This is a genomic window from candidate division KSB1 bacterium, from assembly GCA_034506395.1.
GTDB lineage: Bacteria > Zhuqueibacterota > Zhuqueibacteria > Thermofontimicrobiales > Thermofontimicrobiaceae > Thermofontimicrobium.
In genome coordinates, this window is record JAPDPQ010000001.1 from 70,267 (window position 1) to 91,085 (window position 20,819).

Sequence of the window (20,819 nt, forward strand, 5' to 3'; positions counted from 1 at the left end):
CAGCGACATTTCAAGCTGCTTCGATTGTGTCGAGGGCAAAATCCATTGGGTCAGGAGAACTGATAATTTGCGGGAAATCTCATTGATTGGTCTTTGCATTAGATAAATTGCGGCAGTGAACCAATAACCATTCATTGTAAGATCGAATGGGTATTGCCCTGCTACAACTCATTCTGCACTTGTCGATATCTTTAGGTCTTTTAATCCGATGATATTCCCCATAAATCATTAAACATGAACACGCGAACAATCCAATTGGTTGTGTTCGTTAAATCATGCAGTCAGCATAATCCAATGCGGCTGAATTCTGATTGAGATGAATTTGAACTCTGCGTTCAACTCATGAGTATAAAAGTCAGTTTTTTGGAACTTCAGACAGCGAATTTTTAAATCAAGACATATTGAGGAAAATATGGTAGAAATGAGGAAGCAAAATTCTACTGGGTTTATTCAATCTTTATTGCAATGGTATCGAAAGCGTCAGGAAGCGAAACGCCGGCGTCGGGAAGCTAGCAAGAAAAGCAAGTTGCGTGAATATATTGAAGCGGTCTTGGTGGCATTTGTGGCCGCAATGATCTTGAGGATTTTGGTCGTTCAAGCGTTTCGCATTCCTACTGGCTCAATGAAGGATACTCTTTTGGTTGGCGATTTTTTATTGGTTAATAAATTTATCTATGGCGTCCGCACTCCAGAATTTATTCCTTTGCTGAATATTCGCATTCCATATGGCCGCTTGCCTGGTTTAAGAGAACCCAAGCCGGGCGATATCGTGGTATTCAAATATCCGTTAGATAAAAAGCTCGATTACATCAAGCGCTGTATCGCTGTTGGGGGTCAGACTATCGAAATTCGGAATGGCACTGTTTTTGTCGATGGACAACCCGAGGGCCAATCGACGTTCGTGAAACGCGCATATGATCCAGACGAAGGAGTCTACGTGCTCTACTATCAAATTCATCGGAATAATGGCAAAAAATATACGATCCGCCTTTATGAAAACATCGGCTACGTGCCGCAAAATTTTGGGCCAATTATTGGTCCGAATGGCAAAATTGTCGAGATGCGTCAAAACGAAATTTTTATCGATAATCAGCCTGGTGGCAGTGCCAGATTGCTTAATAAAGCCTATCAGCAGACAAAGCAACAATACCAATATCGTTACTTGATCACCGATCTTCAGGGCAGTGCTTTTGAAGTTGACTATTATGAGTCCCCACAACCGTTAGCCAATAATAATAGTTTCGCGCCATTATGGATTCCCAAAAAAGGTGCGAAAATCAAGATCAATCAGGACAATTATCACCTGTATCAGAAGATCATCGAGGATTATGAGAAAAATGAGGTGACATGGCGTCAGGGCAAGCTGTGGATCAATGGGACGCCGACCGATGAATATACATTCAAAGACGACTATCTTTTCATGATGGGAGACAACAGGGACAACAGCGCCGACAGCCGCAGTTGGGGTTTTTTGCCGCGCGATCATGTTGTAGGACAGGCGCTGATTATCTATTTTTCCTGGGATCAGCGTTTACCCTTGTATAAATTTTTTAAGAAGGTCCGCTGGGCAAGGATCACCGATATCATTCGCTAATTAAATCCGCCCAGCAAAGTTGAACACACTCCTCCAGCGTCGAGAACAAGCTGGGTAGAAAGAGATTCGATGGCATCTTCCGTTGTGACAGCCAGTTTATATATTCATGTGCCGTTCTGCCTGAAAAAGTGCGACTATTGTGATTTCTACTCAGAACGCGCTAGTCCAACTGAAATTGAACAATACATCGCCGCAGCCCGACAAGAGATGTCAATGTACCAGGCTCACCCAGTGTTTGGCGAAGCTGAGTTTGAGACACTCTACTTTGGAGGTGGCACCCCATCGGTATTATCAGAACAAGCGATTGAGCAATTGTTAGCACAAGCTCATCACTGTTTTCGTTGGGTCAGCGATCCTGAAATGACACTGGAGGCCAACCCTGAGACTTTATCGCTGGAACGATTGAAAGCGTTCCGCTCCCTCGGAATCAATCGCCTCAGCCTGGGGATTCAATCTTTTTCCGATTCCGAATTGCAACGGCTGGGACGAATTCATCGCGCGGAGCAGGCAGAGCGGAGCATCGAATGGGCCGATCAGGCTGGGTTCGATAATGTCAATTTAGATTTGATCTTTGCCATTCCCAATCAATCGCTAAGGCAGTGGCAATCAAATTTGCAGCGCGCCATTTCGTTTCATCCCAAGCACCTCTCCGTGTATGGCTTGACCATCGAGCCAGGAACTCGGTTGCATGAGCACATTGGTTCAGGGAAAATACGGCCGTTCAGCGAAACGACCCAACGCCACATGTATCTCTGGAGCATCGAAACTTTGGCCGCTGCAAACTACCACCAATATGAAATTTCGAATTTCTCGAAGCCAGGTTTCGAATGTCGACATAACATGAATTATTGGAACGGCCGCTATTATCTGGGGATTGGTCCAGCGGCACATTCTTATTTGGGAAACCTACGCCAATGGAATGTCGATTCGCTGCATAGCTATTTGGATCAGATAAAAAGAGCGAAATTGCCTGTTGCAGGGCATGAACAGCTCACACCGCTGCAACAGATGATCGAATTCATCTATCTCGGCCTCCGCACGAGCAAAGGAATCGACCTGAACGATTTTGAAGCAAAATTTTCTGTCTCGTTTCTTCCGACATTTCAGAACGTGTTGGAAAAGTTCGCAGGGCATCGGGACGGTGAACTGTTGCAATTGCAGCAGCATCATTTAAAACTGACGCCAGGGGGATTTGTGCTATTTGATGAGATCTGCCAGCGCCTAACTGACGCCTTGTAGTTGTCGATTTAAATCCAATCCCGAACTAGGGAGCATCGCTATGTTCAATCCGTATAAACGATCGGATGTTTTTAAGTGCAAGTCATCGGAGCATGCCAAATTTGAGCATCACGTCTCGGTATATCATGTCATGCGAGTGAAAAATTGCTACCCTCAGGGATGCCTTTCGTTCCGCTGGCGCTGTCAGTTACTCAATAAGGGGCAGCGATGCACCAAAGGGTTCAACTATGTGGGTCGAAAATGCTTCGGCTGTCGGTATTATTTCGATGAAAAGATTCATAATTTCCCAACACTATTGCTCTCGCAGGAGCAATATTCGCATTTTTTGAATGAGCTAGAGGAATTTGAAGACTGGCTGGAAACCATTCAGGATAAAAATTTGGAAATTCAAGGGGTCGTTGTTTCCGTCAAGCCAGGATTAACGAAGATCATTCATCAGCACGGCAGCCACCTGGAATTGAACGGCTATTTCGTCCATTTCAATGAAGCGTTCATTGATAGGACTCACTGGGAAGATCATTGTTACGCGCTCCTTTTCCCGGATCAGCAGGAGCGGTTTCAATTGGCGCCTGGGGACAAGCTGGAGTTTCGGGCGAAAGTCACATTAAACGAAGGTCGCTTGCTGTTTAAAAAAATAAATGGTGTAGAATTTTTGCACCGTTCCAATAAGCCGACCTGGACCAACAGTCAGGCGCTGGTGACCAAACGAACCACCATCGCGTTCGATCGCCAACCGACCAAATGTTTGCACTGCGATCAGGGGATGTTGGTGGATGTGATCGACAAGTCACGACCCCAATGGGAACGAAGCCGTGAATTATTTTGTTTAAAGGCATTCCCCAGCCCAGAGCTCTGCTATTATCAAATCGAACAAAAATTGCTGGAATCCATCGATCAATGTCCAGCACTATCTGAATAAAAAGCGATTCGATGAGTAGCCAGATGATGGGTGAATGGTAGACTCTAAATCGCATTATGCAAAGGGCGTCTGTCTTAGTTTTGGTGAAGCGCTTTAGCATGAAATGATGAACCTAATTGATATAACTATTAAAACTATTTTGCAATATTTTCCGAGCCAGTATTCTGTTCCGCTCTCTGGCTTGAGCGATAGATCATGAAAATTTGTTAATGAGGAGGATCAATCAATTCAATGGCCAAAGGAATCACAAAACGTTCTGAGGACTATTCGCGTTGGTACACAGATGTAATTGCTGCGGGACAATTAGCGGACTATGCCCCGGTGAAGGGCTGCATGGTGATCAAACCCAACGGCTATGCGCTGTGGGAAAAGATACAGGCAGTATTGGATCGGATGTTCAAAGAAACCGGACATGTGAATGCCTATTTTCCATTGTTTATTCCTGAGAGTTTTATGCAGCGAGAGGCGCAACATGTAGAAGGCTTTGCTCCAGAATGCGCAGTGGTAACCCATGGCGGTGGCAAGAAATTGGAGGAACCCCTCTATATTCGGCCGACATCGGAGACCATCATCTGGAGCATGTATAAAAATTGGATCCAGTCGTACCGCGATCTTCCGATTCTTATCAATCAATGGGCCAATGTGGTCCGCTGGGAGATGCGGACTCGGCTGTTTCTCCGCACCACAGAATTTCTCTGGCAGGAGGGACATACTGCTCATGCCACTGCGGAAGAAGCCCAGGAAGAGACGCTCAAAATCCTCAGGATTTACACCAAATTTGCCGAGGATTATATGGCGATCCCAGTGATTCAAGGGATCAAAACGGAAAAGGAACGGTTCGCTGGCGCGGTTCAAACCTATTGTATCGAAGCCATGATGCAAGATAAGAAAGCACTTCAGGCTGGCACCTCTCATAATCTGGGCCAAAATTTTGCCAAGGCGTTCGATGTGACCTTTCAGGACAAAAATGGGGAAGTCAAATATGTTTATGCCACCAGTTGGGGCGTTTCTACGCGATTGATCGGCGCGATCATCATGACCCATGGAGATGATAATGGAATCATCATGCCTCCGAAGCTGGCGCCTACTCAGCTCATCATCATCCCCATCACGAAGGGAGAGCAAGAGCGCAATGAGATTCTCGAATATATCGAGAAAATTACCATTGCTTGGAATGGCAAATTCAGCTTCAAAGTGGATGATCGAGAGGGCTATCGACCAGGCTGGAAATTCAATGAGGGCGAGCAGCTTGGAATCCCGATTCGACTTGAGATCGGACCAAAAGAATTAGAAAATTCTCAAGTGGTGCTGGTAAGACGCGATACAGGGGAAAAGGTTTCGGTCTCATTGGATAATTTATCTTCCATGATCGAAAAGACACTCGATCAAATGCATCATCAGCTCTATAAACGCGCTTTGAAATTTCGCGAGGATAATAGCTTTGTGATTGACGATTATCAGGAGTTCAAAACAAAGATCGAAGAGCCAGGGGGCTTTTTCTGGATGCATTGGTGCGGCAACACCAGTTGCGAAGATCGGCTGCAAGAAGAGACGAAAGCGACCATTCGATGTATTCCTTTGGATAATCCCTATCGAGAGCCAGGCAAATGCCTATTATGTGGCGCGCCCTCTCGCGAACGGGTCCTCGCTGCAAAAGCCTATTGATTATGGTTTACGGATGCTGCGAGTCTTCGATCCATAGATCGGGATAAGCAATCAAAATTTGAGAAACTATCAGGATGAAAATGAACAAGAATCAACAGCCTCAATCGGCCACGAGCTTGAATATCGGTTCGGATTTCAAGGCAGGCTATGTGGCACTGATAGGCCCTCCCAATGTGGGCAAATCAACTCTAATGAATGCGCTTTTGGGTCAAAAGCTTTCGATTGTGACGCCAAAGCCTCAGACCACCCGACATCGCGTTTTGGGCATCGTCACAGGGGTTGATCATCAAATTATTTTTCTCGATACCCCGGGGCTGTTGATCCCTCGCTATAAGTTGCAGGAAAAGATGGTCAAAGCAGCGAGGACAGCCATCTCTGAGGCGGATGTCCTTCTGGCCATGATCGAGCCAGAAGAATCAATCTCCGAACCGAATCGATCGATGCTTTCCGAACTCGTTAAGCACAAAAAGCCGATCATTCTCGCGATCAACAAAATCGATCTTATCCCAAAAGACCGATTGCTGCCGATGATCGCTGCTTATTCGCAAGCATTTCGGCTGGATGAAATCATTCCTATCTCAGCGCTCAAACTCGATGGTTTGGATCGCCTCCAACAATTGCTGCTCAAATATTTGCCCGTTGGTCTTCCCTTCTATCCTGAAGACATGATCACCGACCAGCCGGAGCGGTTTTTCGTGGCGGAGCTGATCCGCGAGAAAATCTTTGAGAAGTATGGCGAAGAAATCCCCTATTCAACGGCCGTCACCATAGAGGAATTCAAAGAGCGCGAACAAGGCAAAGATTACATTCGGGCAGTGATCTATGTGGAGCGGGATTCTCAGAAAGCCATCATCATCGGCAGACAGGGGATGGCACTGAAACAAGTGGGACAGCTCGCTCGAGAAGAAATCGAACTATTCTTGGGCCGTCCAGTTTATCTCGAATTATTCGTGAAGGTGAAAGAGAAATGGCGTCAGAAAGAAACGGTTTTGAGAGAGCTGGGATTTAGTTGATTGCCTCAAAACTGTCTGAATAAATCCGCGGTTTCCAATCTCTCACTTGAATTTGTCTGTCAATCTGAAAATTTTTCTTCTGCGACGAAGGTAATATAGGATCAATTCACAGAAGTTGAAATCGTAGAACCCGAAAATCGTGCTTCCCCAAAAAACGCAAAACTTCTTAGTGAGTTAATTGATCTCAGATTGGCATTTTGGCCAGCCCGTATTCCGTAGTGATATCTATTTTCAGCTATTCGCCACGTGGCTTCTAGTATAATTATTGATAGCTGAGCTCTGTTAGTCCTCCTCTTTCAGTTCCTCGGTATCGCATTCGGGAAATTCTGCAATAAGGGCTTTGAGTAGCTTCTGCGTGCTGGCAAGAGCATAAAGCAATTGATCTTGCTCCTCTTCGCTGTACAGATGATGATGCTCCCACAGTTTCTTCAGATTCTCGTAAATCAAAGCAGTTCTTTTAAGCAACAATGCCCCCATTTCCCTTCGAGAAGGCTTTCGGCTTTTTAGCATTACCCGAGGCCCCATAAAAAAGCCAACCTCTTCCAAATCATCCAATTGATCGTTTCTCAACTCTGACACTTCTTCTTCAAAAATTTCGAACCGCTGGTCAGCACGCAACATCATCGAAAAACTCTCGAAACCCACATCGTCCAATTTGCCCATTAAGCTCAACATCAACCAGATTTTCTTCACAGGGACGACAAAATCTGTCTCTTTTTGCAACAACTGTTCGGTCAAATCGAAAATTTGAGGATCCATCTTTTTCTCCTGAGGCGATCAAATATATTTAGATCTAATCTGTCACCAGCAAAATTAATAGAGCAATATACTAAGCTTATCTAAATTTTCCAACAAAATTTTACATGATTTAAATAGCATCAACCTATCAATGACGGCTTCTTAACCAAATTGTAATTGCCGCTTTGAAGCGATGCATCTATGATCAGGTCATTCCGAGACCAATACAAATATTATTCCATCTTCAACAATTCTCAATAGAAATGCTGCTAATTAAAAAAACTAAATAGCTGCTTCACTTTTGCCATATCCACGGCTGGGCTTCAGAAAAAGTACTTGATTTTTACAGAAATTTTGTTAATTTAAAATCGACTCAATCTCTCGACGAAAAGGATTTATTATCAAAAATAACTCATTTTTGATCCTGAGCGATAAAAAACTGGGCGAAGATCAGTCGCCCGCAGGTCTATCATATCGGTCATAATCCACCAGGACCGCTGATGAAAGACTAACGCCATTTCAGCCGATCTAATAAAATTAACATAATTCATCGTCTCGATGAGAACCTTCGAACCTCATAGCTCATTGATCATAATCATCATGCTGATCTTTTGGATTAGCGTGGGAGTGGCCCAAAATTCCAATCAAGCTGCTGTTTGGGTTTCTAATGCGAAAGATAGCACCAGCACGATCATTTCCTCTCCCGTTGCTGATTTCATGGCTTCAGAAATCACGAAGCAAGGGCGAAGTGCTTCGGAAATGGCGTCGATTCAGATGCCTAACCATCTAATTCATCGCCAACGACTGATGGGATCCAGCCTGGCATTGATCGCGCTTAATTATGCTGCGTATCAGCCGTTCAAACAAGCTTGGTGGCAGAATGAACGAACGCGGTTCCATTTTTACCAGGGCTGGCGCAGGACCTACGGGTATTTGGATTTTGGTTGGCACGATACTCTTTACGGGCACATGGATAAGTTGGGGCACTATTTTTCGGCGCAACTGCTCTCCGAACAACTCTACTTCATCAGTCGCTGGATCGGTTTTAATGATGCAACCAGTCGCTGGATCGGCCCAATTCTGAGTTCTTTGCTAATGCTGGAGATCGAGATTTACGATGGCTTTTTCAAGGACTGGGGTTTTAGCCTGGCTGATTTTACTGCGAACGAACTCGGTGCTTTTTCGCCAATTCTTAGAGAAAGGCTGCCTTGGCTCAGCATCGTCCAACTCAAATTTAGCTATCATCCCTCGCATTTTCCCAACCAGGAACCGACGTTCATTAAAGATTATCCTGGGATGACCTTCTGGTTGGCGATTCGGGTCCATGATCTTTTGCCTGCCCAAATGAAAAGCTATTATCCTGCTTGGCTCTGCTGGTCATTAGGTTACAGCGTGTCGAAACCGGCACGCGGAGATATCGAGTTGTTCCTTGCTCCTGATATCAATTGGCAGTATTTACCCTGGGGTAAATCCCCAACTATGCGTTATATAAAGCGAATATTAAATCATTTCCATTTCCCCGGTTTTGCTCTCAAGTTCCGGCCGAACCAGAAATTCTATCCGTTTTATTTCTAACATGCTCGGTTGCTCAAACGGAATCCCCGGCGGATCTGGATATTCTCTATAAGAAAATTCAACGAGCTTTTTGCATTTGATGACTTGTTTTTGACGGAGGAATTGTCAATGAAAGCTTTATTAAGCATCCTTTGCTTAGCGTTACTCCTGTTCATGGTATTGAACTGGCCGCTGCCTTTGGGAGCGACATCCAATCCAACCATAGGGTATCATCATTACGAAGCGTTGAGCAAAGCTATAAATGAATTAGTGGGCCGCGCCCCCCAGATCGTTCAATTAAGTTCTTTGGGTAAGACTTTGGGGGGACGGGATATTTGGGCGCTCCAAATTTCAGGTCGCCAGGGCAAACCGGCACAGGAAAAGCCTGCACTGCTTATCTGTGGCAATGCCGAAGGCGATCATCTCATCGGCAGCGAAGTGGCGTTAGGGATTGCTGAATATTTGATTACCAACTACGGCAAAGATTCGACCGTCACGCGCCTATTGGATCAACGGACATTTTATATTGTGCCACGCCTCAATCCAGATGGAGCAGAACTATTTTTCGGAAAACCGCTGAGAGAGCACAACGGAAACTTGAGGCCTTATGACGATGATTTCGATTGGCAAGTCGATGAGGATGGTCCTGAGGATCTCAACGGCGATGGGTTGATTACTTTAATGCGGGTGAAAGATAAAAAAGGCGACTGGGTGATCGACAAACAGGACGGCCGACTTATGGTCAAAAAACAACCTGATTCGCCATTGGACAGCCTTTATCAGGTTTATCCAGAGGGGATCGATAACGACGGAGATGAAAAGTACAACGAAGATGGACCTGGTGGATTCAACATCAATCGCAACTTCCCGCATAATTTTGGCTACCCAGTGCAAGGGTATCAGGTCTATCCAGCCTCGGAAGTCGAAACGCGAGCGCTAATCGATTATATGAATCGCTATGACCCTGCGGCGAAGACCAAGCCGCGCCAGAATATTTGTGCGATATTTCTGTTTTCCAAATACGACAATTTGGCAGCGGAACCAGGCATCGAATGCGGCCAGCCTACCCAAACGGTAAGACCTGCTCCTGAGGAATCGTCAATACAACAGGTCTTCGTTTTTCGCCGACGGAGTCAACAAGCTGGCCCGTCACAGCCGCCTGCCCAAGACCCTCAACCGCGCAAAACAGATGATAAAGACTTGCCGCTGTTCAAAAAAGTGAGTCAGCAATATAAAAAAATAACAGGGATTGAGAGCGCTGCTTCCGAGAAACCAGTTGGATCCCTGCTCGAATGGGGCTATTTTCAATATGGAGTCCCAACTTTTTCAGCTAATCTTTGGTCAGTGAGAAAAGAATCTGGGGCAAAATCGGATTCGCTCCAGCAAAAGACAGCTCCACAGGATCAGCCTTCCCCTCAACCCCGAGAGGCAGCTTCTTTGATGATGCCGCAGCGAGCTGGACGGCTCGGCCAAAGCGGTAGTCCCAATCAAAAGTCAGAGGCTACTGCGGATCACCAGTGGCTCACTTGGATCGACAAACAGAATAACGGCCTCGGCTTTGTTAATTGGACAAAGTTTCAACATCCGCAATTAGGGGAGATCGAGATCGGTGGTTTCCAGCCTTATCTGCGAGTTAACCCAGTGGCCGAACAAATCAAACCATTGGTCGAAAGCCATGCCAAGTTCGCCCTCTATTTGGCCGACCAATTTGCTGAAATCGAATTAACAAGACCAGAAGTGGAAAAGCTCGGCGATAATGTCTTTAGAGTGAAAGTCAAGGCCATCAATCGAGGCAAATTTCCCTATGCCACAGCCATGGGGCAACAGAGCCGCAACGTGAATCCAATCATGGTGCAATTAAAATTTTCCGATGACAAATCCATGAAACTGTTTGGCGGCTCCAAACGATACGAATTGCCTACACTGGCTCCTGCAGAGGAAAAGGAATATAAATGGATGATCATCTCACCTTCTGGCAGAGAGATCGACATTAGCCTCTGGGCACCCAAAGGTGGTGGCCGGCAGATCCGAACGGTCCGCTTAAAGTAAAATTTCCTGATTTAGCTCCATTCAACTAAAAGCTATTTTACCATGCGGATCGTCCATTACCTACTCGACGATAATAATTTTCAAACGAGCGTTCACGCTTTTTGCATCCAAAAGCAGGATATGATTTGACCAAAATTTGAAGAGGAAGATCAGATGGATACCCTAATAATAAGATTTGCTCGCTGGCTATTGGCGATCACCTTCGTAGTGTCGTTTGGACAAAATAGCGTCTTCGGTCAAAATTATCTTCCACGCAAATGGAACACTCGCAAGGTCAATTTGCAGTTCAATCGCTATTATGACTGGAAAGAGATGGAGCAGGCACTCCGATTATTAGAACGGACCTACCCCAAATTTCTCAAGCTCAGAAGCGCTGGCAAATCGTTCCAGGGCCGGGAGCTATGGTATATGACCATCAATAATCCCGACACCGGGGAAGAGCAAAACAAATGCGCAATGTACATCGATGCCAATATTCACGGCAATGAAGTGCAAGGTGGGGAGGTTTGTCTCTATACAATCTGGTATCTGATGGAAAATTATCCCTATAATGACTATGTCAAAAAGATCGTAGATGAACGGGTGTTTTACATTTTTCCATCAGTGAACCCAGATGGTCGTGACTTATGGCTCCATTTAGGTGGAGCAGCGCGGTCAGGCCAATTCCCTTATGACGAAGATAATGATGGGCTCTATGATGAGGACCCTCCCGAGGACCTGGATGGAGACGGAGAAGTTGGAGTCATGTTCATAAAAGTGAAGCCAGGTGAGGGGACACATCGGCTGAGCGATAAAGGTGATTGCCTGATACCGATAAAAAAGAATATCGAAGGCAAGCCGGATGAGATCGGTGAGTATAAATTTGTTGCCACCGAGGGAATTGATAACGATGAGGATGGTCGCTATAACGAAGACGGTGGCGGAGGCTATGATCCGAACCGCGATTTCGGTTCCTATTGGCAGCCCAAGTCGATCCAAATGGGCTCAGGCGACTACCCATTCACCTGGGTCGAATCGCGGCTGATCCGGGACTTTCTCTATCAGCATCCAAATATCGCTGGGGTTCAGGCCTTTCATAATTCTGGCGGCATGATCTTGCGCGGGCCCGGCATCCAGCAACACGGGGAGTACCAACAGGCCGACCTTTCAGTTTATGATGAGATCGGCAAAAAGGGCGAGAAGATCATTGAGAACTATCGTTACATCGTGATCTGGAGCGATCTGTATGCGGTCTGGGGTGGTTTCATCGATTTCACCCACGATATGCTCGGAATCTATTCATTCTCGAATGAACTTTGGACATCGCGAGCTGATTTGGACAAAGATGGGAGGACCAGCGATGATGAAGAGGAGTTTTTCGATCGATACATTGATATGGACAATACGGTCATTCCAATGCACGAAATCGACCATCCCCAATTGGGCAAGGTGACGATCGATCGCGATCGGACCAAACTCAGCGGTCGCGTACCACCGAGCTGGCTGCTTGAAGAGTTGTGTCACCGCAACATGGCGTTCTGCCTGTTGCACGCCTATGAAATGCCACTGCCCGTTATCAAATCCGTGAATGCGGAAAAAATTTCAGGAAACCTCTTTCGGGTGAAAGTAACGCTTTATAACGAGCGACTCATGCCCACCATTTCGGCTGCAGCATCGCAAAACAAAGTGCAGCGGCCCGACATCCTTTCCATCGATGGCAAGGTGAAAGTATTAGCGGCAGGCATCAATAAAGATTTTCAGCTCACCCAAGTCCCCGAGCGATTTCGTCGTTACTTTCTACAAGCGCAAGACAGCGACGTCGATCTCATCGATCAAAAAGATTTGAAGAATCTCAAGCTCACTCACGGCATCCCAGGCAGAGCTGAAGTTCAATATGACTTTTTGGTCGAAGGAAACGGTAAAATCACCGTTCGGCTCGATTGTCTCAAGGGTGGAAAACACACTAAAGAGATTGTCTTGAAATGAAAGCGATTTTATGACCTAATGCTTTAAAATGAATCCCCGTTAAAGATACTTGCCATCTGAAAACACAAAATGAACGAATTTTCGAGTATCAGGGAGTGTGTGTGGTCTTTTTTTTGGTTTCATGGAGTGATTTTGTTTTATATTTTTCATTTTAGGATTTCAGGTTAGTTCAGTTCTGGCTGTCAAGCTTGCGTATGCAGGGATCCACTGGAAAAGGAGATGCCTGTATCGATTCGAAATTTTTTCATTTTGAAAAAGCTTCGCATCAAATGGCTGATGATGAGACATAATTCTCCCAAAAATCGGGATAAGGCTCTGGATTGAGATTGGCGCTCCTGCAAATCAAAAAACTTTTAGATTCAAAAAGATTCGACACGAAGTCTTTTTATGTTGAATCACTCAAAAATCATCCAACCAAAGCGACGAATTGAGGCAAACTAGGGAATTTTGCTGGTGAATCGAAAATTAGGAATGCAAAGGATCTGTTTTTTTCTCACGGTTACAATCGTGATAGCTTTTTTTGGAAGCTTCACTCTGGCGCAAGTTATCCCCTACCCTGATCAACAATATATCATCCGCTCAGCGGACTCGCTAGTGCTCAACGCAGAATTGATCAGTAATATTACAGCGACACACGATGGTGAAGGGGTACAACTTGTCGATGGTGCTTTAGTCGGTTATCTTATTTTGAATCCGCAGCGTTCCCAGTACCCGTTCAATATTGGGCTGCCGTCGTGGAACGGCTCGGCTCCAGGCGACAGCGGTGGATTCCGGGTACTCATTCGAGTGCCCTATCTCAATGGTTGGTCCCCTTGGCTGGATGTCGGTTATTGGAAGGCCAATCTTTGGCCCTCGAAAACCACCCATTTCAGTGGCGGCTGGATCGATGTGGATATTCTTGATCTGTACTATTACACAGACCAATGGCAGTTTGCAGTTGAGCTGAAGCGAAATCCTGGCGTCGTAACTTCTCCAACTCTCTCACTGCTATCGCTGTTCGTTAGTGACAGCCGTACAACTCAAAATCTCGATTACACCTCCATATTAGCGGACAAACCAGAGCAAATTTTCATTCCCACCACCTTTTTAGCCCAATATCGTCTTTCGAATGAGATCGGGGGGAGCATTTGTTCACCCACCACCGTTTCAATGATTTTATTAAGCTACAAAATTCCAGTGGATCCGCTCCAATTCGCCTGGGATACTTATGACCCTTATTGGAAGATGTTCGGGGTCTGGCCTCGGGTGGTCCAGAACGCATCCGAATATGGCCTGGTGGGCACTGTTACGCGGTATCGGAGCTGGAGTCAGGCGAGGGAGGTATTAGCCAAAGGCGGGCGCATCGGGATGTCCATCGGTAAACCACTCTACGAAGGTCATCTGGTGATGCTTGCTGGGTTCACCTCCAATGGCGATCCCATCGTGCACGATCCGGCTCGAACTTACGATGGCTATGCCCATATATTTAACAAGACTGACCTCTCCCATTCCTGGTTCGATAAGGGAGGGGTCGCATATACGTTCTTTTTGAAGGATAGTACCACTGCCACCACTGTTGTCGTCAAGCATCCCGGCCAACAAGCTCCCACAACGTGTTTTACATTGTATCCGAATTTCCCAAACCCGTTTAACAGCAGTACTACTCTGCGCTATCAACTGGATCAAGCGGGAGATGTGGAACTGTGCATTTATAATTTGTTGGGCGAACGGCTAATTACTTTGATCAATGAATTCCAGCCTTCTGGCTCTTATGAAAAGCAATGGGATGGCAGGGACGAAGCAGGTCGACTATTGCCAAGCGGTGTTTATTTCTCGCGGCTTCGATTTGAGGACCAAAAGATCGCCACAGTCCGATTGGTCATACTCCGCTGATCGACGTAAATCCACTTTGTCATCGATTATTCATTTCATCTATGATTGTCGAATTGGAACAGATTGGGGGGATGATGTCGCGCAATCTGACAACGCTCAGATTGGGTCAATCGCTAGCCGACCATTCAATTTGGGAATCTTTCTGAAAAATTTTTCCTAAAAGCGATTAAAAAAATGGAATCGCCCCGGCAAGCTTGGCTGACATCAGGCGATTCCATTCATTCAATGAATAGGTGGTTCACTGAGGTGATAAGCTTCTCGCTAAAGAATTTTTTCTCCAATGGATTTTGCTCCAGTATTATCCCCACTTTTCGTAATACACCAACTCTTCGAGAGGCTTGCGCCTTTTGGGTTTCGGTTGGTCGGCTGGATAGCCCAGCGGTGTAAAAGCGATCGGTTCGACATCCGCTGGCAGGGAGAGGATTTCTCTTGCCACTTGAGGATTAAAGGCTGCAATCCAGCAGGTTCCCAAACCCAGATCAGCCGCTGCCAAGATCAGATGATCCATGGCAATGGTAGCGTCCACTTCTGCGTAATTTTTTCCGTCGATGCGGGCCCATGCCTCGGAAGTCACCGCACAAATGCCAATTACCAGCGGCGCCTGACTGAACCAATCCCGATGATACAACCTTTTCAGCTCTGCCTCCTTACCCTGCGTGTGGATCACAATCAATCGAAACGGCTGGCGATTTGCCGCTGTCGGCGCCAGCACCGCCGCCTCAAGCACTCTTTTTAACTTGTCATCCTCTACCGGTTTTTGTTGATATGCACGTACTGAATAACGCTTTTGAATGAGTTCAAAAAATTCCATGGCTCGCTCCTTTTCTGGTATGGGTAATCGTCTTGTTCAAAGACCGAACTGTTATTAGTCATTCAAAATGACAGATGTTAGGGCTTGGAAAGTTCTTTCTTATTATTTATCCAATCTCCCAATTGGAGATTATAAATTTTCTAACATTCATTTTCGCAGTGCCAATGGCACATGTTTAACTTTCAATTTGATTGACTGACAGGGGAATTTTGATCCTTTTGGGAAAAACGCTGATGAATGAACTCTCGCTGCTGATGACCAATCCACTTTCTTCCTCCATGCCGAATTTGAAAAATGTCACAAAATGTGATTTGGGTCGGCCAAATAATACCACCAATGATGATAGATCCCATTTTGCTGACCTTTGGCCCGCGGAATATGTTTGAACCACCACTTATGGTGTTCCCGCATATCCCCGTTACCCCATTCTTCGCAGTTCACCTCTCGTACCGTGCCTTTGAAATTGGGAAAGTTGTACCAATCGTCACAGTTGCTAAGCACATAGCGGGGGTTGCCCCAATCATAGTCCTTTTCGCTGTTGGGGGCAAAATGGACATTGCCGCAATTCGCCTTTCCTGGAGCGATTTTGTCATAAAGGGTGAACAGTTCCCAATAATTCTGGTCTTTTGGAACGTTGCGAAACAGATGACTGAGCATCGATTCAGTGGCATGACCAAAATCTTCTAGCATGCAGCCCACTTCGCGTTCATAATTGAAACCGTAAGTGATAAATCGGCGCGAACAGTGCTCGGTATTCGGCACGGGATCAGAATTGCAGTAAAAAGCGCCTTTACCGGCCATTGTTGTCTCCCAAAAACCGCTATAGGGAAACGAGAAGCACCAGACTTCGTCGATCTCCCCAGCCTCGACCTTTTCGATGACATCGAACTCATCAAAAATGGCGTGATAATCCACGCCATCTGGCTGGTGAAAACCGCTCCGCTCTCGCCAGCACTTCAGAAAAGTCTCGTCCGTATAACGAAAGCCATCGATTTTCACTGGATACTCATCCACTTCAAACCTTTGAACAATTTGATAATCCAGATAACCGTCGCTCACCTCGAGCAGATCCTTCCGATAAATCAGAGCGAGGGAATCGGGGTCGTTCCAACCGATCACTTCGGTGAGACGACGGCCTCCTTCGGATTCAATGATCGGGTTAAAAATGATCATCAGCACCTTGCGCTCAATTTTCGATGGCAAATCCTGTTGTTTGGCTGGACACGAAACGAGCGAAAAAGTTAGCAGCAACGTCCATACGAGGATATCGATTCTTTTTTTCATTTGAGCATTCCTTTCACGATAAAATTACGGTTCATTGGCAAAATCATTTATATGCCGATCCGACCACATGCAATTTCATAAGATTGGTAGTCCCCTTGATGAAAATGGGCGAGCCCATTAAAATGATAATAATATCTCCATGCTTCACCAATTTCTGGTCCAATAGGATTTGTTCGGTGCGGCCGATAATCTGGTCAGTGCTATCCAGATATTCCATTTGCAGAGAGCAAATTCCCCAGGATAGGCACAACTGGCGCTGAACGATCTCTGATGGTGAAAAAGCGATGATCTGGGTTTTGGGCCGATATTTGGACACCATCCTTGCGGTAAAGCCGGATTTGGTAAAAGCGACGATGGCTTTGACGTTAAGAAACTCCGCCGCCTCACACGCTGAATGACTGACAGCATCAGCAATGGACAATGTTTTTTCCGCCGGAGATAAACGATGTCCCATCCAGGCGCCTGCTTGTTCCGCCTCAGTAATAATCCGCGCCATGGTATGAACGGTTTCCACTGGATAATTGCCAGTCGCCGTCTCGGCCGAAAGCATGACCGCATCTGTACCATCGAAAATGGCATTCGCCACATCCGAGACCTCAGCTCGGGTTGGACGTGGATTGAAACGCATCGACTCGAGCATCTGAGTGGCGGTGATCACTGGTTTGCCGAGATGGGCTGCCTGTTGAATGATCCGTTTTTGTAATAACGGCACCTTTTGCAACGGCAATTCCACCCCAAGATCGCCTCTGGCAATCATCACGCCATCCGCTGCCGCAAGGATCTTATCCAGATGGTCAATTGCCTCTGGTTTCTCCAGCTTCGCCAGCACCATGATTTCCTGACCGCGGGATTGAATCAGCTCTTTTACAGCTAAAACATCGTCCGCACTCCGAACGAACGAAATCGCCACCAAATCAACTCCATGCTCCATCCCGAACATGAGATCGTCGCGATCCTTATCCGTGAACGATGGTTGACTGATGGCAACACCAGGCAAATTGATCCCCTTGTGGTCAGATAAGATTCCACCAGCGATCACCTGACAGAGTACCTCGTTGCCGCGACTTTCCACCGCTTTCAATTCAATCAGGCCATCATCCAATAATATTTTGTCTCCGGGACGCACGTCGCGGGCCAGATTGCGATAGCTCGTGCCAATCCGTTGCTCATCCCCGATTATGTCATCAGCGACGATGGTAATCTGCTGTCCCCTATTCAATACTACCGAGCCGGTTTTAATTTTGCCCACCCGCAACTTCGGCCCTTGAAGGTCTTGCAAAATTGGAATAGGCTTGCCTAACTGAGACGAAACCTTTCGGATCGCGGTGATCATCGAGAGATGTTCCTGATGTGTTCCATGGGAGAAATTCAATCGCACCACATTCATCCCAGCGTGGATCAATTGCTGGATCATCGGCTCAGAGTTCGTTGCTGGACCAAGCGTACAGACAATTTTCGTTTTGCGCATAGTATACCCTAATTTTTGCATTGGATGAGCGAACAACTTATCGCACGCGTTCCAAGCTCATTCCATCGGTTCTGAACACCACAGCGCCATTCACGTCGGTTCGGACGGTTTTGATTCCAAATTGATCGAGCCGGCGGAGGATTGAAGGTGCTGGGAATTTAAACTTATTATTTTTGCCAACTGAAATCACGGCGTATTCAGGTTGAACCATTCGCAGCCAAGCAGCGCTCGAGGAAGTTCGACTGCCATGATGGGCGATCTTTAGCACATCAGCCTTGAGCAAGGGCCCATAATGAATCAGCCAGGCTTCAGCGTCATGACCGATATCCCCAGGAAAAATGAAGCTTTTTTGACCATAAGTGATCTTCGCTACTACCGAACAATTATTGATATCGTCCCTCCAGCAGCGCACCCACCGCTCAGTCGGATGGAGAAAAGAAATTACGCAGTTCTCAAATCCTGGTAGCACCTGACCCGCTCGCGCAACCTGGTGTTCCCTTCCTTGTTTCTTGATGATCTCCTGATAAGTCGAACAAATAGCTGAAGCATTGAGTAATCCATTATCAAAAACCTGGTTTACTGAAATAGCTTGGAGCACTGAGGCAACTCCCCCAATATGGTCATTATCGGCATGGGACACAACCACAGCATCAAGCCGATTGATGCGATGGCGCTTCAGGTAAGGCACAATGATCGATTCGCCACTATCAAATTCCTCCTGAGCTGGACCGCCATCGATCAATAGCTTTTTGCCGCTTGGAAAACAGATCAATGCCGCATCGCCCTGACCGACGTCAAAATAGATCACCTCGAGCCACTTTTTATCTTTTAGAATCGGTTGCCAGACAAGAAATAAAAGTCCCCCAAGAGATACATAGACCAGAGCTTTGCGGTAAACTTCGCGATCAAGGTTCAAAATGATCCAGAGAAATCCATAGCTTGCTGCAACAATGACAATGCTGATTGCGCCCACTTCCACAGCCGAAAATTTCCATTTTCCCACTGCGTCGACAAGCTGGATTAGTTTATCCAGAAATAGCATATTCGCTGTGGCGTAAAGCCGAGCAATTGAGAGTGAGAATAGCCCTATCATTGACGATGCAAGCCCCAAGGCAATGATGATCCCAACCATCGGAATAACTATTAAATTCAGCAGGGTCCCGATAATCGAAAAACGACCGAAATAATAAACCGTAATGGGCAAGGTGCCAAGTTGAGCAGCAAAACTCACCAGGAACAAAGATCCCAAATAGTTTCCCCCTCGATAATTCATCAATTTAGTAAAACCAGGAATTTTATCAAAGATATTTTTTAATCGGCGATAAAGAAAAACGATTGCGAGCGTGGCGGCAAATGAAAGTTGAAACGAAGCCTGGAACAAGTCCATAGGGTGAATCAGCAAGATGATAATTGCTGCCATCGAGATCGCATTGAGCGCATCGCAGTTTCGCTGGAGCAGCCGGCCAATCAGAAAGATACCCAACATGACGGAGGCCCGAACGATGGGTGGTTCAAAGCCAATGATCAAATTATAGCAAAATAAACTGATCAGCATCGCGATGATTTTGCCGGCATGATTAAAGCGAAGCAGGCTGAACAAAACAAAAAATATGGTCGCCACAAATCCAACATGCAACCCGGAGATAGCCAAGGCATGAATCACCCCGCAGCGGGAAAAGGCTTGGTTCAATTCGGGGTCGATTTCACCGCGTTCACCCAATAGAAGCGCTTTGATCAGTGCCCCGGCTTGGCCTGGATACAACTCATGAAGCGTTTTATAGAATTTGGCCTTGCTGAACGAAACCACGCTTGCGATCGAAATCGACTGCTCGGATGGCAATATCGTCACTGCATCTGGCTTGGAAATGTCCATGATCCCAAATATACCATGGCTCAGCAAAAATTTCTGGTAATTGAATTCCCCGGGATTGCGCTCGCCCCGTGGCATTTGTAATTTTCCGGTGATGTGCAAATGATCACGATAATTAACGGCCAGATTCATCCGCCATAAGCGCACTAATATGTTCCCATGAACTGGCCGCAGTCTCCCTTGCCAATCGATTTGCCTGACAGCGAATTCAAATTCAAGTCGTCGGCCTCTGTATTGAGGGAAAGCGTTAACCGTTCCGTCAAGGGTTACGGTTTCCCCGCTATCAACAAAATAGCTGATATGATCGGGAGGCATCGTCCCAGTGGCAAGCTCGTAGCGGAACAGACCAGCAGCGATCGCCGCGAGAATAAGGCATAAATTTAACAAGGAAACCTTTCCGCAAAGCCCAAGAATTGCGGCTATTAAAGCAGTGAATAGAATAAACAAAGAAATGGTGCGGGGAAGATCAAAATAATATCCAATGATCGATCCCGCAATGAGGAGTATTGCCAATTTGAAAGCCGGACGATTTTGTAGCGAATAAATGAACGCTTTCATATAAGAATAGGCAAGTAGAGCAAACGAAATGGTCTTGGCGAACAAATTTATGATTGATTTGAACGAACAAGATTCTTCGTCAATTGCGCCTGAGTTAGCAATGCATTTAATTGCTGCCATCTGCCCCAATCAAATTGGTGCAATGGACTCGACTCAGGCGATCCAACTAACTCCAGCGGAAAACAATACTGGTTGGTTTTTCCAATGTCGTGGCTGCCAG

General features: G+C 46.2%; 14 protein-coding genes. 9 read left to right on the forward strand and 5 right to left on the reverse strand.

Annotated elements, in window-relative coordinates; genetic code table 11:
• Positions 1-412: 412 nt before the first annotated feature.
• The 5 genes from lepB (at position 413) to era (ending at position 6,430) form a co-directional block, all read left to right on the forward strand.
• The gene (gene lepB, locus ONB37_00315; GenBank protein ID MDZ7398581.1) at positions 413-1,594 is read left to right on the forward strand and encodes a signal peptidase I; all 1,182 of its coding nucleotides are present in this window, start codon (positions 413-415) and stop codon (positions 1,592-1,594) included.
• 69 nt (positions 1,595-1,663) lie between these two features.
• On the forward strand, positions 1,664-2,833 hold the full coding sequence (gene hemW, locus ONB37_00320) for a radical SAM family heme chaperone HemW (GenBank protein MDZ7398582.1): 1,170 nt from the start codon (positions 1,664-1,666) through the stop codon (positions 2,831-2,833).
• A gap of 40 nt (positions 2,834-2,873) precedes the next feature.
• Positions 2,874-3,752: a hypothetical protein gene (locus ONB37_00325; GenBank protein ID MDZ7398583.1), complete on the forward strand. Its 879-nt coding sequence runs from the start codon at positions 2,874-2,876 to the stop codon at positions 3,750-3,752.
• Positions 3,753-3,983: 231 nt separating this feature from the next.
• Positions 3,984-5,417: a proline--tRNA ligase gene (gene proS / locus ONB37_00330; GenBank protein ID MDZ7398584.1), complete on the forward strand. Its 1,434-nt coding sequence runs from the start codon at positions 3,984-3,986 to the stop codon at positions 5,415-5,417.
• Between the two features lie 80 nt (positions 5,418-5,497).
• Positions 5,498-6,430, forward strand: a complete 933-nt coding sequence (gene era / locus ONB37_00335) for a GTPase Era (protein MDZ7398585.1) — start codon at positions 5,498-5,500, stop codon at positions 6,428-6,430.
• 282 nt (positions 6,431-6,712) lie between these two features.
• Here era and ONB37_00340 read toward each other — a convergent pair whose 3' ends face one another.
• On the reverse strand, positions 6,713-7,189 hold the full coding sequence (locus ONB37_00340) for a hypothetical protein (GenBank protein ID MDZ7398586.1): 477 nt from the start codon (positions 7,187-7,189) through the stop codon (positions 6,713-6,715).
• A gap of 579 nt (positions 7,190-7,768) precedes the next feature.
• Here ONB37_00340 and ONB37_00345 point away from each other — a divergent pair.
• The 4 genes from ONB37_00345 to ONB37_00360 all read left to right on the forward strand — a co-directional run bounded on the left by ONB37_00345 (position 7,769) and on the right by ONB37_00360 (position 14,608).
• A complete protein-coding gene (locus ONB37_00345) occupies positions 7,769-8,743 on the forward strand; it encodes a YfiM family protein (GenBank protein MDZ7398587.1) in 975 nt (324 codons plus the stop codon).
• A gap of 108 nt (positions 8,744-8,851) precedes the next feature.
• Positions 8,852-10,771: a M14 family metallopeptidase gene (locus ONB37_00350; GenBank protein MDZ7398588.1), complete on the forward strand. Its 1,920-nt coding sequence runs from the start codon at positions 8,852-8,854 to the stop codon at positions 10,769-10,771.
• 153 nt (positions 10,772-10,924) lie between these two features.
• The gene (locus ONB37_00355) at positions 10,925-12,736 is read left to right on the forward strand and encodes a M14 family metallopeptidase (protein ID MDZ7398589.1); all 1,812 of its coding nucleotides are present in this window, start codon (positions 10,925-10,927) and stop codon (positions 12,734-12,736) included.
• Positions 12,737-13,243: 507 nt separating this feature from the next.
• Positions 13,244-14,608 carry a C39 family peptidase gene (locus ONB37_00360; protein ID MDZ7398590.1) on the forward strand — a complete coding sequence of 455 codons (1,365 nt, stop codon included), beginning with the start codon at positions 13,244-13,246 and terminating at the stop codon, positions 14,606-14,608.
• Between the two features lie 298 nt (positions 14,609-14,906).
• Here the strand turns inward: ONB37_00360 and ONB37_00365 are convergent, their stop codons facing one another.
• From ONB37_00365 to ONB37_00380, 4 genes are all read right to left on the reverse strand, one after another.
• Positions 14,907-15,419: a nitroreductase family protein gene (locus ONB37_00365; GenBank protein ID MDZ7398591.1), complete on the reverse strand. Its 513-nt coding sequence runs from the start codon at positions 15,417-15,419 to the stop codon at positions 14,907-14,909.
• 297 nt (positions 15,420-15,716) lie between these two features.
• On the reverse strand, positions 15,717-16,703 hold the full coding sequence (locus ONB37_00370; protein ID MDZ7398592.1) for a hypothetical protein: 987 nt from the start codon (positions 16,701-16,703) through the stop codon (positions 15,717-15,719).
• Positions 16,704-16,746: 43 nt separating this feature from the next.
• Positions 16,747-18,171, reverse strand: a complete 1,425-nt coding sequence (gene pyk, locus ONB37_00375; protein MDZ7398593.1) for a pyruvate kinase — start codon at positions 18,169-18,171, stop codon at positions 16,747-16,749.
• 37 nt (positions 18,172-18,208) lie between these two features.
• Positions 18,209-20,599: a DNA internalization-related competence protein ComEC/Rec2 gene (locus ONB37_00380; protein ID MDZ7398594.1), complete on the reverse strand. Its 2,391-nt coding sequence runs from the start codon at positions 20,597-20,599 to the stop codon at positions 18,209-18,211.
• Positions 20,600-20,819: the final 220 nt, after the last annotated feature.

What these genes read in the sequence shown, in the direction of transcription:
- lepB (MDZ7398581.1), top strand. Translation starts at nt 413, where the DNA reads ATGGTAGAAATGAGGAAGCAAAATTCTACTGGGTTTATTCAATCTTTA.
- hemW (MDZ7398582.1), top strand. Translation starts at nt 1,664, where the DNA reads ATGGCATCTTCCGTTGTGACAGCCAGTTTATATATTCATGTGCCGTTC.
- ONB37_00325 (MDZ7398583.1), top strand. Translation starts at nt 2,874, where the DNA reads ATGTTCAATCCGTATAAACGATCGGATGTTTTTAAGTGCAAGTCATCG.
- proS (MDZ7398584.1), top strand. Translation starts at nt 3,984, where the DNA reads ATGGCCAAAGGAATCACAAAACGTTCTGAGGACTATTCGCGTTGGTAC.
- era (MDZ7398585.1), top strand. Translation starts at nt 5,498, where the DNA reads ATGAACAAGAATCAACAGCCTCAATCGGCCACGAGCTTGAATATCGGT.
- ONB37_00340 (MDZ7398586.1), bottom strand. Translation starts at nt 7,189, where the DNA reads ATGGATCCTCAAATTTTCGATTTGACCGAACAGTTGTTGCAAAAAGAG.
- ONB37_00345 (MDZ7398587.1), top strand. Translation starts at nt 7,769, where the DNA reads ATGCTGATCTTTTGGATTAGCGTGGGAGTGGCCCAAAATTCCAATCAA.
- ONB37_00350 (MDZ7398588.1), top strand. Translation starts at nt 8,852, where the DNA reads ATGAAAGCTTTATTAAGCATCCTTTGCTTAGCGTTACTCCTGTTCATG.
- ONB37_00355 (MDZ7398589.1), top strand. Translation starts at nt 10,925, where the DNA reads ATGGATACCCTAATAATAAGATTTGCTCGCTGGCTATTGGCGATCACC.
- ONB37_00365 (MDZ7398591.1), bottom strand. Translation starts at nt 15,419, where the DNA reads ATGGAATTTTTTGAACTCATTCAAAAGCGTTATTCAGTACGTGCATAT.
- ONB37_00370 (MDZ7398592.1), bottom strand. Translation starts at nt 16,703, where the DNA reads ATGAAAAAAAGAATCGATATCCTCGTATGGACGTTGCTGCTAACTTTT.
- pyk (MDZ7398593.1), bottom strand. Translation starts at nt 18,171, where the DNA reads ATGCGCAAAACGAAAATTGTCTGTACGCTTGGTCCAGCAACGAACTCT.
- ONB37_00380 (MDZ7398594.1), bottom strand. Translation starts at nt 20,599, where the DNA reads ATGAAAGCGTTCATTTATTCGCTACAAAATCGTCCGGCTTTCAAATTG.